This is a genomic window from Psychrobacter namhaensis, assembly GCF_016107545.1.
In the GTDB taxonomy this organism is placed as follows: Bacteria; Pseudomonadota; Gammaproteobacteria; order Pseudomonadales; family Moraxellaceae; genus Psychrobacter; species Psychrobacter namhaensis.
In genome coordinates this window covers 193,237-210,163 of sequence record NZ_JABASS010000003.1, presented here as the reverse complement: position 1 = coordinate 210,163, position 16,927 = coordinate 193,237, and the positions used below count along the sequence as shown (strand labels likewise).

Annotated in this window: 13 protein-coding genes; 8 read left to right on the top strand and 5 right to left on the bottom strand. The window is 43.8% G+C overall.

Annotated features, from left to right (window positions below):
• Positions 1–16: 16 nt before the first annotated feature.
• Positions 17–601 carry a ubiquinol-cytochrome c reductase iron-sulfur subunit gene (petA, locus tag JFC06_RS04630; protein WP_198334134.1) on the bottom strand — a complete coding sequence of 195 codons (585 nt, stop codon included), beginning with the start codon at positions 599–601 and terminating at the stop codon, positions 17–19.
• A gap of 491 nt (positions 602–1,092) precedes the next feature.
• Complete coding sequence (locus tag JFC06_RS04625; protein WP_198334133.1) at positions 1,093–3,033, bottom strand: ATP-binding cassette domain-containing protein; 1,941 nt, start codon at positions 3,031–3,033, stop codon at positions 1,093–1,095.
• 240 nt (positions 3,034–3,273) lie between these two features.
• Between JFC06_RS04625 and JFC06_RS04620 the strand changes: the two genes are divergently transcribed.
• From JFC06_RS04620 to JFC06_RS04610, 3 genes are all read left to right on the top strand, one after another.
• Positions 3,274–3,534, top strand: coding sequence for a SlyX family protein (locus tag JFC06_RS04620; RefSeq protein WP_193006664.1), 261 nt, complete (start codon positions 3,274–3,276; stop codon positions 3,532–3,534).
• A gap of 219 nt (positions 3,535–3,753) precedes the next feature.
• Positions 3,754–4,956, top strand: coding sequence for an OmpP1/FadL family transporter (locus JFC06_RS04615; RefSeq protein WP_198334132.1), 1,203 nt, complete (start codon positions 3,754–3,756; stop codon positions 4,954–4,956).
• 388 nt (positions 4,957–5,344) lie between these two features.
• The gene (locus JFC06_RS04610; protein ID WP_198334131.1) at positions 5,345–6,895 is read left to right on the top strand and encodes a hypothetical protein; all 1,551 of its coding nucleotides are present in this window, start codon (positions 5,345–5,347) and stop codon (positions 6,893–6,895) included.
• Positions 6,896–7,368: 473 nt separating this feature from the next.
• On the opposite strand, the gene putP is transcribed toward JFC06_RS04610, so the two are convergent.
• Both putP and JFC06_RS04600 read right to left on the bottom strand, forming a co-directional pair.
• A complete protein-coding gene (gene putP, locus JFC06_RS04605; protein WP_198334130.1) occupies positions 7,369–8,868 on the bottom strand; it encodes a sodium/proline symporter PutP in 1,500 nt (499 codons plus the stop codon).
• Between the two features lie 482 nt (positions 8,869–9,350).
• Positions 9,351–10,223 carry a LysR family transcriptional regulator gene (locus tag JFC06_RS04600; protein WP_193006668.1) on the bottom strand — a complete coding sequence of 291 codons (873 nt, stop codon included), beginning with the start codon at positions 10,221–10,223 and terminating at the stop codon, positions 9,351–9,353.
• Positions 10,224–10,639: 416 nt separating this feature from the next.
• Here JFC06_RS04600 and leuC point away from each other — a divergent pair, with 416 nt between their 5' ends.
• From leuC to JFC06_RS04575, 5 genes are all read left to right on the top strand, one after another.
• Complete coding sequence (gene leuC, locus JFC06_RS04595; protein ID WP_198334129.1) at positions 10,640–12,058, top strand: 3-isopropylmalate dehydratase large subunit; 1,419 nt, start codon at positions 10,640–10,642, stop codon at positions 12,056–12,058.
• A gap of 72 nt (positions 12,059–12,130) precedes the next feature.
• Positions 12,131–12,781: a 3-isopropylmalate dehydratase small subunit gene (gene leuD / locus JFC06_RS04590; protein WP_198334128.1), complete on the top strand. Its 651-nt coding sequence runs from the start codon at positions 12,131–12,133 to the stop codon at positions 12,779–12,781.
• 140 nt (positions 12,782–12,921) lie between these two features.
• Positions 12,922–13,608, top strand: a complete 687-nt coding sequence (locus tag JFC06_RS04585; RefSeq protein WP_193006671.1) for a hypothetical protein — start codon at positions 12,922–12,924, stop codon at positions 13,606–13,608.
• Positions 13,609–13,755: 147 nt separating this feature from the next.
• On the top strand, positions 13,756–14,859 hold the full coding sequence (gene leuB / locus JFC06_RS04580) for a 3-isopropylmalate dehydrogenase (RefSeq protein ID WP_198334127.1): 1,104 nt from the start codon (positions 13,756–13,758) through the stop codon (positions 14,857–14,859).
• Between the two features lie 444 nt (positions 14,860–15,303).
• Positions 15,304–16,422 carry a L,D-transpeptidase family protein gene (locus JFC06_RS04575; RefSeq protein WP_198334126.1) on the top strand — a complete coding sequence of 373 codons (1,119 nt, stop codon included), beginning with the start codon at positions 15,304–15,306 and terminating at the stop codon, positions 16,420–16,422.
• A gap of 272 nt (positions 16,423–16,694) precedes the next feature.
• On the opposite strand, the gene infA is transcribed toward JFC06_RS04575, so the two are convergent.
• Complete coding sequence (infA, locus tag JFC06_RS04570) at positions 16,695–16,916, bottom strand: translation initiation factor IF-1 (protein WP_021814850.1); 222 nt, start codon at positions 16,914–16,916, stop codon at positions 16,695–16,697.
• Positions 16,917–16,927 lie beyond the last annotated feature (11 nt).

The following is a 16,927-nucleotide window of genomic DNA, read 5'->3' as shown; positions in this document are numbered from 1 at the left end:
TTTACCCATACTCATATTAAGCCTCCCCAACCGTTAAGATGGTACCATCCATGCTATATTGTGGAATAGGTAAGTTAAGCGGTGCAGGAACGCCACTATAAACACGACCTGCTAAGTCATACTTAGAACCGTGACATGGGCAGAAAAATCCGCCATACCAGTCATTACCACCTAGATCAGCTGCGCCAACATCAGGACGGTAGTTTGGTGCGCAGCCCAAATGTGTACACACGCCTTCGACCACCAACACGGTTGGTTCTAAAGAGCGCGTAGGATTGGTACAGTATTCAGGTTGCACTGAGGCACTAGAATCAGGATCAGACAGTAGCGGCCTAACTGCATCAAGAGTGTCCAGCATATCATCGGTACGTTTAACCACATAAATGGGTTTACCGCGGTATTTGACAACAATCATCTGTCCGGCTTCGATAGCACCAATATCTTGGGTTACTGCAGCCCCTGCAGCCTCAGCTTTAGCGCTTGGGTACCAAGAACGGACAAAAGGGGTTGCCACAGCAGCTACCCCAGCTGCACCAATCGCGGCAGTTGAGGCAATAAGAACTCTACGGCGTTGTACATTAACGCCTTCGGCTTGGCTCATTAATACTTCCTCCAGGTGAATGAAATGGGATTATCCCACACTGGGTTTGTGGCTTAGAAAATATACAATATCAAGCCACTTTGGCTGTGCCTAATTTTGCTAATTGTTGCTATTCTAAGCTATTTCGGTGATAAAATAAATTATTGCGTTAAAAATAAAGCAACCTTTATAGGCCATATTATAAGGTTGAACACGGTAACCACAGCAAAACAGCTGGATTATCAATGTCTAACATCCGTTTTTTTTGTTGAGGATTGTAAACGCGATGACCTTATAATTAATAAGGATATTTAGCAATAGCGAATGATACTTGAAATTAAGGCAATGTTCACTAACTTTCAGTACCTAACTACTTTGTAATCCGCTATAAACCAATAATCACCCCTCTATACGATAGAGTGGTGATTATTGGCTGTCTTTCACGGCTTACTTAAAAAAATGAGAAACGAGCATTGAATACTGATATAAAGACAATAGTTTAGTTGTGGCTACTAACCCTCAAGCGTACTCCAACGCTCAAGTTTACTCATCATCTCTTCTTCAATAGCCAGTAATCGCGCGCTAGCGGCAGTGGCGGCATCAACGTCTTTGTTGAACCATGAGCCATCGGCCAGCTTCTCTTCTAGCTGCTTTTGCTCGGCTTCAAGCGCTGCAATCTCTTTGGGTAAGTTATCGAGTTCACGTTGCTCATTATAATTGAGTTTTTTGGCTGCTTTTGTAGGTTTAGCTGCTGTTGTTTTATGAGCCGTCTTGTTACTTGTGGCATTGTTAGCAGGCGCTTTGGCAGCGCGGGCGGCCTCTTCACGGTTTTTTTGCACCAAATATTCTTGGTAGCCGCCGACATACTCTTTCACAATACCTTTGCCGTCGTCATCTTGGTCAAACACCCAAGTAGAGGTGACCACGTTGTCCATAAAGGAGCGGTCATGACTGATGAGCAATATCGTGCCGTTAAAGCTGCTGACAGATTCTTCTAATAACTCAAGGGTGGCCATATCCAAATCGTTGGTCGGCTCATCTAGTACCAAAATGTTGGCAGGTTTTAGTAATTGCTTGGCAAGCAGTACGCGGTTACGCTCACCACCTGATAAAGCCTTGACCGGTGTGCGTGCCCGCTCTGGCGCAAACAGAAAGTCTTGCAAATAACTCATGATGTGGGTCTTGCGGCCACCGACTTCGACAAAGTCTGAGCCTTCTGAAACGTTTTGAGCCACACTGGCTTCAAGATCTAACTGGTCACGTAGCTGATCAAAGAATGCAATTTGCAAATTGGTACCGAGCTCAACATGACCAGTTTTGGTCACTTCAGCATCAGACATATCGAGTAGGGCTTTGATCAATGTGGTTTTACCAGCACCGTTTGGCCCCACAATACCAATCTTATCCCCACGCATAATCGTGGTGCTAAAATTATCAACCAAGACATTGCCATCGTATTCAAGATGCAGGTTTTTAACTTTACAGACCAGCTTACCGCTTTTTTCGCCTTCACCCATGGTGATATTGACATTACCCACTTGCTCACGGCGACCACTACGCTCTTCGCGCAAGGCTTTTAGTTCACGTACGCGGCCTTCGTTACGGGTGCGGCGTGCTTTGATACCTTGGCGAATCCATACTTCTTCTTGCGCCAGCTTTTTATCGAAGTTGGCGTTGTTTTTTTCTTCCGCCAGTAGTTGCTGCTCTTTTAGCTCTTGATAGCGCGCGTACCCTTTGGCGCCTTGAGTGACGTCGTAACTGGTCAATTGACCACGGTCGAGCTCAACGATACGGGTGGCCAATTTGTTCACAAACGCTCTATCATGGGTCACAAACAACAGAGTCAATCCTTGCCAGTCAAGTAAGAAGCGCTCTAGCCACTCGATACTCTCGACGTCCAAATGGTTGGTTGGCTCATCTAACAGTAGGACATCAGGTTTAGTAACCAAGGATCTGGCGAGTAGGACACGGCGCTTACGACCACCCGATAAAGAGGACAGGTCGTCTTCTGGGTCAAGTCCCATGGTCGTAATCAGGCGCCTAGCGTCACGCTCTAGATCCCAGCCATGCACCGCATCAATATCATGCTGTAGCGTTGCCATGTGCTCACAGGCATCCATGTCGCCATTGGCACAAAGATCAACTTGTTTATTATAGTTGATCAGCAAGTCAGCCGTCCGGCGACTGCCGCCCATAACGATGTCCAAGATGCGTCCGCTGGTTTCAGGAACATCTTGTTCTAACATCGCGACACGCATGCTGCTGTTGGTAATGATCTCGCCACTGTCAGGTTGCAATGAGCCATTAATCAGTTTAAATAAGGTGGATTTGCCTTCGCCGTTGCGGCCGATTAAGCACACACGCTCACCTGCATTGATAGCAAAATCAATACCATCAAGAACAGGTGCGACGCCAAAGGCTAAGTGAATATCTTTTAAATGTATCAGTGCCATAGAGTATCTTAAGCTTATATAATAGAGAGATAAGGGTTGTTGCAAAATTGCCAGCAGTATAACATGCCACCACGCAACAGTAGTGAACGTAAATGGTTTTATAAGCACTATTTATCGCTTCTATTGTTAGCCGCTGCTTTAGGGCTATCATCGTAGATGTATTACTACTGTTTAGGGGTTACCCATCTATATCATAAACAAACCTTGCTAGCCCTGTATTTACTAAATGTAGAGAAGAATATGAATCAATCTAACGCTCAAAACGACGCTTCGACCGGACAACATGACTTACAGACACAACACGTTATTGATCTACAAATGAGCATGGCACACCTTGAGCTGACAGTAGAGCGACTCGATGAGGTGATTGCGCGACAAGACAAAGACATTCAGACGCTACAACGACAGTTGCAGCTTATTTATAAGCAAGTTGAAAGCCAAGACACCGAAGGGGGGATTGCTCCATTTGATGTCATGGCCGATAGACCCCCTCACTACTAATGACTAAAAACGCCATCAGCCTAAGTTCTAGGTAAAAAAATCATATTTTTATTGTTAAATGAATGTACTGTCTGGTGACTGTTTGGTCATAATAAGGAAATAATGTATTTTTGCAGTTGTTTTACCGTTCGAAAATCTTTAATATCCTCCACCTCGGATACTGCTTACCCATAAAAATTGGGTAAACAGTAAAACAATGCGGATGTTTGGAGATATATAATGCGCGCCACTTTTCATTTAAAAACTCTCACAGTAGCTGTTGCTGCTCTTTCTGTTGCTAGCGTTGCTAGTGCTGCTGGTCTAGATCGTTCTGGTCAAGATATCACCGCATTCTTACAAGATGGCACCTATGCCGAAGCTGTCTATACTTATATCGATGCCGATGTAAGTGGTAAAGACTCGTCAGACAATAAAATTGATGATATCGCCGAGTCATATGATTTTTTCCGTTATGGCGTAAAAGCAGATATCAACGAAACTTTTAGCGTTGGTGTCTTATATGATGAGCCTTTTGGTGCAGCGGCTGACTATACTGGCGACATTGGCGACAATAATTTTATAGATGCAAATGGTGAAGGTACTAACGTAGAAGTACGTACTGAGAGCATTACCGGCATCCTCGGTGCCAAACTTGGTGAAAATAAGAGCTTCCAAGTATACGGCGGTCCAGTTGCTCAACGTGTAAAAGCTGATGTAAAGCTACGTGGTACTGCTTATGAAGCTGCTAATGGTTACACTACCCACATCAGTGCGGATCAAGATTACGGTTGGTTAGCAGGTGTTGCTTACAGCAAACCTGAAATTGCATTAAAAGCTGCGTTGACGTATCGTTCTGAGATTGAGCACAATGCCCCAGCAGCTGAAGTATATCCTTTTGTCGGTAACCTACCGCCTGCTTTAGGGCTTTCAGTAGATAGAAGTAGTACTATTGAAATCACTACCCCTGAGTCAGTAAACTTTGATTTCCAGACTGGCATTAATCCCACGACATTAGCAACGGCAAAAGTACGCTGGGTACCATGGAGCGACTTTGCGATCGTACCATCACTGTACAATGATGTTAGTAAGTTGTCGACAGAAGATGACGAAGGCTTGTCACTAGTAAGCTATGATAAAGACCAGTGGCAAGTTGAGCTAGGGTTGGCCAAGCGTTTAACGCCTGCACTAGCAGTAACAGGTAACGTCGGTTGGGACAGTGGTGCGGGCAATCCAGTGACTTCATTAGGTCCTATCGAAGGTTATTACAGTGCTGGCCTTGGTGCAAAATACAATGTGACTGAAAATTGGGCAGTATCTGCGGGCGGTAAATACCTATGGTTCGGTGATGCTAAAGGCCAAATCCCAACCAAAAACGTAGTCAGCAACTTTGAAGACAATGATGGTTTCGTACTGGGTATGAAGCTTTCTTATCAAGCGCAGTAATAGGTAAACCAGCTATGCTGTTGAGCTTATAGCTTATAGCTTATAGCTTAGCAGCGTTGAGAAGCGATCCTTAATGGGTCGCTTTTTTATTGCTTAAATTATACAAAACGTTTAAATACTAAAATATAGTGTGTTATTTGGCTTTTGTATTAGGTATAGCGAGATAGATCCGTCAAGTTATAAAAGAAAAGACCAGTATCTTGTTTACATATTATGTGTACTGTTCAGTCATATTTGGGAAATAAAGTGCTTTAATTGTTGTTTTAGTGTCAAAAAGGCATTAGTATTCAACTTAGGGAACGACTTTGATAGTCTCAATGCTGAGCATAGCAATGCTACGTGTTGATTATTAGAGTGGTAATACAACAAGGACCGTTGGAGATACACAATGCGCACTACCTTTCACTTAAAAACCCTTGCAGTGGCAATTGCCGCTCTTTCTGTCGCTAGCGTCACCAACGCTGCTGGTCTTGATCGTTCTGGTCAAGATATCACCGCATTCTTACAAGATGGCACCTATGCCGAAGCTGTCTATACCTATATCGATGCTGACGTAACGGGTGTAGATAATGATGGCAATAAGAGTGGTGATATCGCAGAGTCTTATGACTTCTTCCGCTATGGTGTTAAAACAGATCTAAATGACAAATTTAGTGTGGGCGTTCTATATGATGAGCCTTTTGGGGCAGCGGCTAAGTACAGTGGTGACAATAACTTTACAGGCGTTGCTGATATAACAGGAGCAGGAGCTATTCAACAAGTGGCTAACCGAGCCATTGAGAATACACAGGAAAAAATTGCTCAAGTTGAAGCACTACAAGCTGCAGATAATCCGAATGCAGGCGCTATCGATAGTCTTGTTTATCAGACAGCGTTACAAGGCTTAAATAGTACTTTAGAAAGATATCAAAATTTAGCTCAACAACCATCTTTGGATGAGTACAATAATATTATAAATAGTACTAACGAGACTCTGGCTAGCACGGAAGCGACTCTTGATGCGATAGGTTCGTTTTTGAGTGAGGAAGCTCTTCAAAATGCACGAGACCTTTTAGCTGCTAATCAAGGAGATGCTCAGGCTGCTGAAGCAGCCCGTGATGCAGTGCAGAATTTATTGAGTATTGATGAAGCAACTAATGTAGAAGTGCGCTCTAATACTCTTACACTGATTGGTGGCATGAAGTTTGGTGCTGAAAATCAGTTTCAAGTTTATGGTGGGCCAGTTGCTCAGCGCTTAGAAGCGGATGTTAGATTAAGAGGTAATGCCTATAAAGGTGCGGCTGGATACACTTCACATAGCGGACCAGATCAAGACTATGGTTGGTTAGCAGGTCTATCATATAGCAAGCCAGAAATTGCGTTAAAAGCTGCTTTGACATACCGTTCTGAGATTGATCACTCTTTAGAGTTGTATGAAAACTTTCCAGCACTGGCTATTCAAGGCGCAAACCCTATTAGCGTCAGTAATTTTGATGTAACTACCCCTGAATCATTTAACTTTGATTTTCAAACAGGTATCAATCCAACCACATTAGCAACGGCAAAAGTACGCTATGTACCATGGGGTGACTTCTCAATTAGACCAACTAAATATAGTGAAGTTTCAAACTTACCTCTAGTGGATTATAGTGATGATCAATGGCAGGTAGAGCTTGGATTAGGTAAACGGCTTGCTCCAAAGTTAGCAGTTTCAGGTTCTGTTGGTTGGGATAGTGGCGCTGGTAATCCAACCACATCACTCGGTCCGATCGAAGGGTACTACAGTGTCGGCCTTGGTGCCAAATATAACGTTACTGAAAACTGGGCAGTATCAGCTGGTGGTAAGTACTTGTGGTTCGGTGATGCTGAAGGATCATTGCCAGATGGTACAATTGTCTCTAATTTCGAAGACAATGATGGCTATGTTGCTGGTTTGAAGCTGTCTTATCAAGCGAAATAATCTCCTTATATAACTGTTAGATAATAAAAAAGCGACCTATAGCAGGTCGCTTTTTTAATGGGGTTCTAGTGCCGTAGTTACGATAAAACGCTGTATATAAAAGACAGTAATTCAACACCTTTATAGCGTGTGCTTTTACATGGAACCGCTAGATTTTGTCACTTTAAAGTTCACAGGCTCCATCTGTCTCTCAGTTCCTTGAGAGGTAGGTAGACCATTCGTTTGGTGTAAAGTGCGAGGTAGGTAGGTGTTGGTAAAATAAGGAAGTAATAGAGCCGCAGTTAAGTATTAAGTAAGGAGTCGTATCTAGTTCTACAGATACATGGAGGTTATTAATGAATGTTAAGGTACGGAGTAAGAGTCGTTTAAGCTTATAACTTATCAAGTCTGCATAGAGATAGTAAGTCACCTTCCATAAAAAACCTCGCCAACAATGACGAGGTTTTTTTATAGCGATAAGATAGGGTATCAACTTACTTGTTTAGGTTTAGCTCCATCTCTTTGTACTTAGCAGATACTGAAGGTTTTGGACCGCCAGTCATGATACTAACTGCAAAGATAGCAATGGTACTTAAGATAAAGCCTGGAACGATAGCGTATAACCAGCTATTAAGTGCCATACCATTCATCTCGAAAGGACCATAGATCCATAGGATAACAGTCAATGCACCAACGACCATACCGGCAACTGCGCCATTACGGTTCATACGGCGCCATGTGAGACTGAAAATCACCAACGGTCCGAAAGCTGCACCAAATCCTGCCCAAGCGTTAGACACCAAGTTCAGTACTGAGCTGTCTGGATTAGAAGCCAATAAAATAGCAACGAGTGCAACGATGATAACGGATATACGACCGACCAGTACTTGACGAGCTTCTGGTGCGTCTTTATCAAAGAATAACTTATAAACATCTTTGGTTAGAGAGCTTGATACCACCAACAGCTGCGATGAGATGGTACTCATAATGGCTGCCAAAATTGCCGCTAATAAGAAACCTGAAACCAATGGATGGAATAAGAATTGAGTAAAGACTAAAAAGATGGTCTCAGGATCATCTAGCGTCATGGCGGTTTTTTGTACGTAGGCGCGACCAGCAAAACCAGTCATCAGTGCACCAATCAGACTCACGATCATCCAGCTCATACCAATGTTACGTGCAGTAGGAACGTCTCTTACTGAGCGAATCGCCATAAAGCGTACGATAATATGCGGCTGACCAAAGTACCCTAGACCCCATGCCATTAATGAGACAATACCAAGAATACTCATACCACTAGTGATATTGAGCAAGCTTGGATCAATGTTTCTAACAGCTTCCGAAGTGGCTGAAACCCCGCCAAGATCCGTAAAGGCGACCACAGGTACGATTACCATGGCAAACAGCATGATAATACCCTGTACAAAGTCAGTCATTGATACGGCTAAGAAACCACCGAAGAGCGTATAAGCAACGACCACACCAGCAGTAACCCAAAGGCCGGTACTATAAGATAGGTTGAGCGAGCTTTCAAAGAGTTTACCACCACCTACTAAGCTTGCTGCCGTGTAGACGGTAAAGAATAGAATGATAACCACAGCAGAGATAACGCGCAGCATGTGCGATTTATCTTCGAAGCGGTTGGCGAAGTAATCAGGTAAAGTGATGGCGTTGTCAGCGACTTCGGTATAAACGCGAAGACGAGGTGCCACGATGATATAGTTTAAAAACGCACCAAGTGTCAAACCAAGCGCGATCCAGACACTAACCACACCGTCAGCATACATGTAACCCGGTAGGCCAAGCAGTAACCAACCTGACATATCTGATGCACCAGCCGAAAGGGCAGTGACAGCTGGGCCTAAATTACGCCCTCCTAACATATAGCCTTCAGTATCATTGGCTTGCTTAAAATACGCGTAAATGCCAATCCCAATCATCACTAAAAAATAGGCGCCAAGTGATATCAGCACGCCACTAGAAACTCCGTTCATATAATTGTCCTTAACCAACATCGTTGGCTGTAATTATTTTTAACTATAAAGATTAAGTTTTATCAGACGATGTCCCAAACAATATCTAAAGACGAAAAAAGCCATTAAGTAGGACATAATGGCTTGTTTCAGTATTTGCTGTTAGTTTTATATGATTGATGCTGTTCTAGGGCTAATATGAATAAGCAGGGGTGAGAAGCAACCGGAATCTCGCATTCCGTCTGTGCATTTTTATTGCTCGCATCTGCTAGTGATATCTCAATATAAGCCGCCTATATAACCAATCATTTAAAACCATTAAACCTACTGTCAACCATCATATCTTACTCGAAGTGTTCAATATATGACTATCAGTACTCTTATGGTAAAAATTTGTTATAAAAACAACGTCAGCCGTATTATAACGTATGACTGTCACAAATGCGAATGGCGTACTTTTCTGTTTGAGTAGCAGGCCCGCACGCCAAACGTCGCATTAGTTCCTATTCAATGGGGGCGAGTAAATCTAGTAACGCGGTCACACTGCTAGATTGAGTCAGCTTTGGATTGATGACCACGCCTAGATAGCGCTGCAACTCAATGTTATCCGCCATGTCAATACGTTCTAAATCCTGACTGATCATTGTCTGGGGCAACACCGACCAACCAAGCCCGACAGACACCAACATGCGAATCGACTCAAGTGGATTGGTGCTCATGGTGGCATAAGGCTTGAGATTATGCTTAGCGAATTCGGCCAACGTAATCTGACTGGTAAAGGTATTGGCAGATGGCAAAATAGCAGGGTAACGTGCCAATTGTTCTAAGGTCACATTGGACTTGGTCGCCAATGGTGAGAGCGTGCCCGTCATAAAGTAGAGCGGATCTGACCATAGCGTATGATAGGTCAAACGCTTATCATAAACAGGGGGCAGGGTAACAAAAGCCAATGATAAATCCCCGTCCAATACCGCTTTGTGTGCCTTTTCTGAATCGACAAAGTGCACTTCTAACTGCACGGCAGGATAAGTTTGAATAAAATGCTTAAGCACAGGCGCTAAATGGTGCAAACCAATGTGGTGACTGGTGCCGATGACTAATTTACCAGAGACAATATGTTGAGAGTGTTGTAGGTTGATTTTGAAATTCTCATAATCTTCTAACCAGCGCTTGGCATGCGGAAGCATTTCACTGGCAGCTTGGGTGGGCACAATCCCGCGACCTACCGTGTCAAACAAAGTAATGTTAAACTCATCTTCTAGGTTTTTGATGCGCTTACTGACCGCAGGCTGTGTGATAAACAGCTTTTCTGCAGCGCCTGAAATACTGCCTGTGTGCATGACAGTAACGAATGTCGTTAAGTTTGTGGTGTTCAAACGGATGTCCTTAGCTACTTAGCGAGCTATAAATAAAAGTTGGCTAACCTAATCACAATGTATTAGAAATAAAAGTTTGTATCTGGTTAAAAATCATCAATTATTATTATAGGATTAGCCTGCTATAATCACAAGACATCAGGGCGTATTGTGACATATTTATTCTATTATCTTGATAATTTGCCGTATAAAGCGCGTTCTGATAGCCCAATGTAGTAATAAAGGTAAAATGACAGGTAAGCGATGTGTCTGTTTTAAAATGACTGTTACGCTAAAAAAGCAGCTACTCTCAAACAGCAGTTTACATAAAGTGGCTCTAAAAGCGGTGCTAAATAGACATACATTTAAATAAGACGCTCGTTTACTAGTCAGCAAACGAAAAATTCAGTCGTCAGCAACTCATAAAGGATAGCAACATGGCCGGTCAAACGTTATATGACAAACTTTGGAACGCTCACGAAGTCACCAAACGTGATGATGGTTCGAGCCTGATTTATATTGATCGCCATCTGTTGCACGAAGTGACGAGTCCGCAAGCGTTTGAAGGCTTAGAGCTGGCTAATAGGGCGCCATGGCGTTTGTCTGCCAATATCGCAAGTCCCGATCATAACGTGCCAACGGTGACCAAAGAGCGTCTAGAAGGCGTACCTGGTATTAAAGATAAAGTGTCACGCTTGCAAGTGGTCACACTCGATGATAACTGTACCAAGTTTGATATTGCAGAATTTACCATCAACGATGCGCGTCAAGGTATCTTGCACGTTGTTGGTCCTGAGCAAGGCTTAGTGTTACCCGGCATGACGGTCGTTTGTGGGGATTCGCACACGGCGACCCACGGCGCACTTGGTTGTTTGGCACATGGTATTGGCACATCAGAGGTTGAGCACGTTTTGGCAACGCAGTGCTTGATTCAAAAAAAATCGAAAAACATGCAAATCCGTGTCACTGGTAAGCTTGGCGCTGGCGTGACACCAAAAGATGTGGTGCTCGCTATCATTGCAAAAATTGGCACGGCTGGCGGGACAGGGCATGCTATTGAGTTTGCAGGACAAGTGTTTGAAGACATGAGTATGGAGGGTCGCATGACCGTCTGTAACATGGCGATCGAAGCGGGTGCTCGCGTGGGTATGGTGGCCGTCGATGACACCACCATTGATTATGTCAAAGGTCGTCCTTATGCACCAAACGAATCACAGTGGCAGCAAGCGGAAGCTTACTGGCGCACCCTCTATTCAGATGATGATGCGGTGTTTGATACGGTGGTCGAGATTGATGGTAGTGAGATAGCGCCGCAAGTCTCTTGGGGTACATCGCCTGAAATGGTCGTGGATGTCACGCAGTCGGTTCCCACACCTGACCAAGCAGCTGATGAAGCGCAAGAAGAGGGCTGGTTGCGTGCTTATACATATATGGGTTTAGAAGCCGGTCAGAAAATTACTGATATTCAGCTTGATCGTATATTTATTGGGTCGTGCACCAACTCTCGTATTGAGGATTTGCGTGATGCGGCAGCCGTGATCAAAGGCCGTAAAGTTGCTGATAATGTCAAAGAAGCGATCGTCGTTGCTGGGTCTGGACAGGTAAAGCTACAAGCCGAAGCTGAAGGCTTAGACACTTTATTTACGGAGGCAGGGTTTGAGTGGCGTGAGCCTGGTTGCTCGATGTGTCTGGCAATGAATGCTGATAAGCTTGAGCCACAAGAGCACTGTGCCTCCACTTCTAACCGTAATTTTGAAGGTCGTCAAGGCAATGGCGGACGTACACATTTAGTGAGTCCCGCGATGGCCGCCGCCGCCGCGTTGGCTGGTCACTTTGTTGATGTAAGAACATTTTAAGACTGGGGCTTGGTCGCTAGTAATGACTAGTGACCACCTCTCATCAATAAAAAATAATGGACAGGACATTTTATGCAAGCTTATAACACTCAAACCGGGATCGTTTGCCCACTTGATCGCGCAAACGTCGATACCGATCAAATTATTGCAAAACAGTTTTTGAAATCTATTAAACGTACAGGCTTTGGCGTAAATCTGTTTGATGACTGGCGTTATCTCGATGAAGGGTATCCAGGTCAAGACAATAGCACACGCATTATCAATCCAGACTTTGTCTTAAACCAGCCGCGTTACCAAGGGGCGAGTATCTTACTGGCGCGCCGAAACTTTGGCTGTGGCTCTAGTCGTGAACATGCCCCTTGGGCCCTCTCAGAGTATGGCTTTCGTACGGTCATTGCGCCAAGCTTTGCTGATATTTTTTATAACAATTGCTTCAAAAACGGTATGCTCCCAATTGTATTGGATGAGGCCACTGTCGATATCTTAATGAAAGCCACGGTTGCCAATGAAGGCTATGAGCTTACCGCAGATCTTGAGCGTCAAGTGGTTATTACCCCAACGGGTGAAGAGTACGCGTTTGAAGTGGATGCTTTTCGCAAACATTGCCTATTAAATGGACTGGATGATATTGGCTTAACCTTGCAGCAAAGCGACGCTATTAAAAACTATGAGCATAAGATGATGCAAAAAACCCCGTGGATATTTAACGAAGTACGCGCATAAGTAGTGAATCGATAAGCTATTACTCAGAAAACTGCTGAACAGCGGCAATGCAGCGTTGAGTTATGAGGGTGAACTGGCTAAAATGAAGGATAGTTTTCTACAATATTTTATCATTTCTCTTATGAAGAGTAGCCACCACTATGAATAAAAAACGTTATGCTCTATGGACAGGTACAATTTTTGCTACGAGCTTGTTATTGTCAGGCTGTCAGCTATTAACTGGCTATCAGAAAATAGATGAGGCAGAAAGTGCTAAGAAGTGGGCAGGTAAAATCCATCCTATTGCTGGTGAAGTGAATATTGCCTGTGTGGGTACTTATCACTGCGAAATTGTACAGATAGATAAAACGCTTGTTATTGCCCCAGACACTCATGAACCCGTCAATTCGAGGATGCTGGTCAATGTACCAAGTGTCTATGCGGCCAAAAATACGGTAAAAGTACCAGCGAATATGAAAGTGGCTCCACTCGCCAATAAAAGTGCCATCAAAATAGTTCCATTAGCCGCGTCTGGGATGCCAGGTCTGACCAACTACTACGCGCGGGTCATGCCGGCAAAGCGCGAAGTCCACGTTAATTTCTATCCAGAAAACAACATCGGTTATGTTGAGCGTTTTGCGATGATTCATGACTTTGTTGAGGCGGGCACCTATCAGCTGCGTGCTTATCAAAAAAAATCTAGCGAGCGTTCTGGGAGTTTGCTAGAAACCGCTTCACCTGAGCCTCTCTGTATTGAGCTGCTGCAAGGTAGTAAAGTACAGCGCCGCTTCTGTAAGCAATTGGATACTGAGCATCAAGGTGAGTTTGTGGAAACCAGCATGATTTAGGCAGTGCCAGTCGTGTCTTATGTAAAAAAGCCAAAACAAAATAACTAGCGCATTAGAGTTTCAAACTTATTCGTACCCTCTAAGTTACAGTGTCTCTAATTAATAAAGTCTCTAATCAATATAAACCACCTATTCAAAAGGACCAGTATGGCAACGATTTTAACATTAGCAGGCGATGGTATCGGCCCTGAAATCATGACTCAAGCCATTGATGTGCTCGAAGCTGTCAACAAAAAATTTGCTTTAGGTTTGACCCTAGAATCGGGTTTGATTGGTGGTGTGGCCATTGATGCGACTGGTGAGCCTTTGCCTGATGAGACGTTGGCGCGCGCACGTGCAGCAGATGCGGTGTTACTGGGGGCCGTTGGTGGGCCTAAGTGGGATGGTATTGAACGTAGCAAACGTCCTGAGCGTGGCCTTTTGAAAATTCGTGGGGAGCTTGGGTTATTTGCCAACCTACGCGTGGCAAAGCTGTATCCGCAGCTTGCCAATGCCTCAAGTATCAAACCTGAGATCATTGAAGGCTTAGATTTGCTGATCGTACGTGAGCTGACAGGTGGTATTTATTTTGGTGAGCCACGTGGTATTCGCACGTTAGAAAATGGCGAGCAGCAAGGCTATAACACCATGGTGTATAGTACAAGCGAGATCAAACGTATCGGTAAGGTTGCATTTGAGCTGGCAAAAACGCGTGCCGAAGCCGCGGGTACGGCCGCAAAAGTTTGCTCAGTAGATAAAGCAAACGTCTTAGAGGTCACCGAGCTGTGGAAGCAGACGATGACCCAAATGCAGCAAGCGGACTATAGCGATGTAGCGCTGTCGCATATGTACGCGGATAACGCTTGTATGCAATTGATTAAAGACCCTAAACAGTTCGATGTTATGGTGACGGGCAATATGTTTGGTGACATCTTATCTGATGAAGCTGCGATGCTAACAGGCTCTATTGGTATGCTACCGTCAGCCAGCCTTGATGAAGCAGGTAAAGGCATGTATGAGCCATGCCATGGTTCGGCGCCTGATATTGCTGGACAAGATAAAGCCAATCCACTGGCCACTATTTTGTCTGTCGCCATGATGCTGCGTTATACGTTTAAGCAAGAAGCGGCCGCCCAAGTGATCGAGCAAGCGGTAAGTGATGTTTTAGATGATGGACTTCGTACTGTTGATATCTTAGATAGCAGTGAAGCTGGATTGAAGCAGGTAGGCTGTCAAGAAATGGGTCAAGCCGTGTTGGCCAAGCTGCTATAAACAAACCACTTCTCGTACAGCCGTATTTTTTATAGAATTTTTGCCATTCTCATTTTGTGATTGTTCCGCCCATAAGTTGCTAAGCAATTTATGGGTTTTTTATGGCGCTATTATTGGTGTTAGGACACTGATCTCAATGAAGAGAAAAATGGCTAATAGAATCTCGATTCTAACAATGCAGCGTAAATGATGAGCCATCATTAACAGAGACACTGTACAAGGCAGGTCTTTTTAACACAAAGCTGTTATATGCTCACACAGGGTTATGGCACCATAAGTATACTTGTAAAGGAACAAAAATTGATGGCTGCCTTAGAAGGTATCAGGGATGAAACGTCGGCTTTCAATAAACTTCATCATGAAAGGGTCAAAAATTCAAAATAACAAACCTTGATAACCTTAACAAAAAAAATAACGATTTTTATAAAAAATTAGGAGTGTGATATGTATCAATTAAAAAAAATGAGCACGGCGCTAGCTATGATTGGCGTCTCTACGGCTATGTTTATGGGGCAGAGCGTTGCCGCAACGACGGATAGCGCGAGTGTCGGTAATGCAACAGATACTACTCAAGATATCAGCCCCGTGACCAATGGCGTCAGTCAAAAGCTCAAAGGAGATAGCAAGGCGGTAACATCGCTAAACGAGTTACTTCCTACTATCAAGTATACGACAGATAACTTATCAACCGTGGCCAAAAAAGTAAATGACGCCACTTGGACCGCAGGGTCAGATGTAGACCGTAATGTTGGTACGAAATTGCAGGCGTTGTTGAATTGGCATCATAATGGTGCTGGACCTGTGGACGGCTATTGGGGCAAAAATACTCGTAAAGCAATGCAAGCGTTCCAAAAGGCAAATGGTCTAACTGTTACTGACACTCTAAACAATGAGACATGGCAAGCACTGACCAACAACGAAAAACTCGCGGGGCAGCCAGTGTTGGTAAATTATCAGCTGACTGATGCTGACGTGAATGTCACGACGACCACTATTCCTGCTAGTGCTGAAGCCAAAGCCAAACTTGATGGCATGTACTATGAAAGTATCCCAGAAGCATTAGCAGAAAAATTTCATCTCAGCGAGAAGTATTTAAAAGCCCTGAACCCTAACGCCAGTTTTACTGCGGGTGAGACGATCACTGTCTATAATCCCGGTAATCCTAATACTAAGCTTGTTAGCCGCATCGTTGCGGACAAGGCGACCCAAACATTATATGCCTACGGTGAAAATGGCAAATTAGTTGCCAGCTATCCGACGACAGTGGGTAGTACAGCAACCCCGTCGCCAACAGGAACCCACACCGTAGAAGTGAAAATTCATGAGCCTAACTATACGTACACAGCCGATGATGGAGAAAAATCTATCATACCTCCTGGTCCTAACAACCCAGTCGGATTGGTTTGGATTGGTCTTAGCAAGCCTTCCTATGGTATTCATGGTTCACCAGATCCCGCTCGCATTAGCCGTCAGGCCTCAGCGGGTTGCGTACGGTTGACCAATTGGGATGCATTAGCGCTTTTGGGCGTGATTAAGGATGATGCGACGGTTGAATTTAAATAAATCCTTGATCTTGAGGTGACGTTTTTATTCCAATAAACCGTAGCAACCAGACAAAAAAATACCGCTGAAATGAGCGGTATTTTTTATGGTAAAAAAGGAATTTTATTGAACACTAAAACATTGATAGGCAATAATGAGCAGATTAGCATTTTCATTATTATTATCAGTTAAACCACTCAAGCATTCATATCAGTAATAAAGAAGCTATTTAATAGTTAGTAGCTGGCTGTATTTACAAAAATGCTTTTATAACCATTTTAGTTAAGCAAAATTTAGTTTTTACCACGGTAAGTAATACGACCTTTAGACAGGTCATAAGGCGTCATTTCAACCTTAACCTTATCACCAGTCAAGATGCGGATATAATGCTTACGCATTTTACCAGAGATGTGCGCAATGATTTCGTGTCCGTTTTCTAAACGAACTTTAAATAAAGTATTAGGAAGGGTGTCGATGACTTCGCCTTCAAATTCAATAATATCGTCTTTTGCCATAATTTGTATCA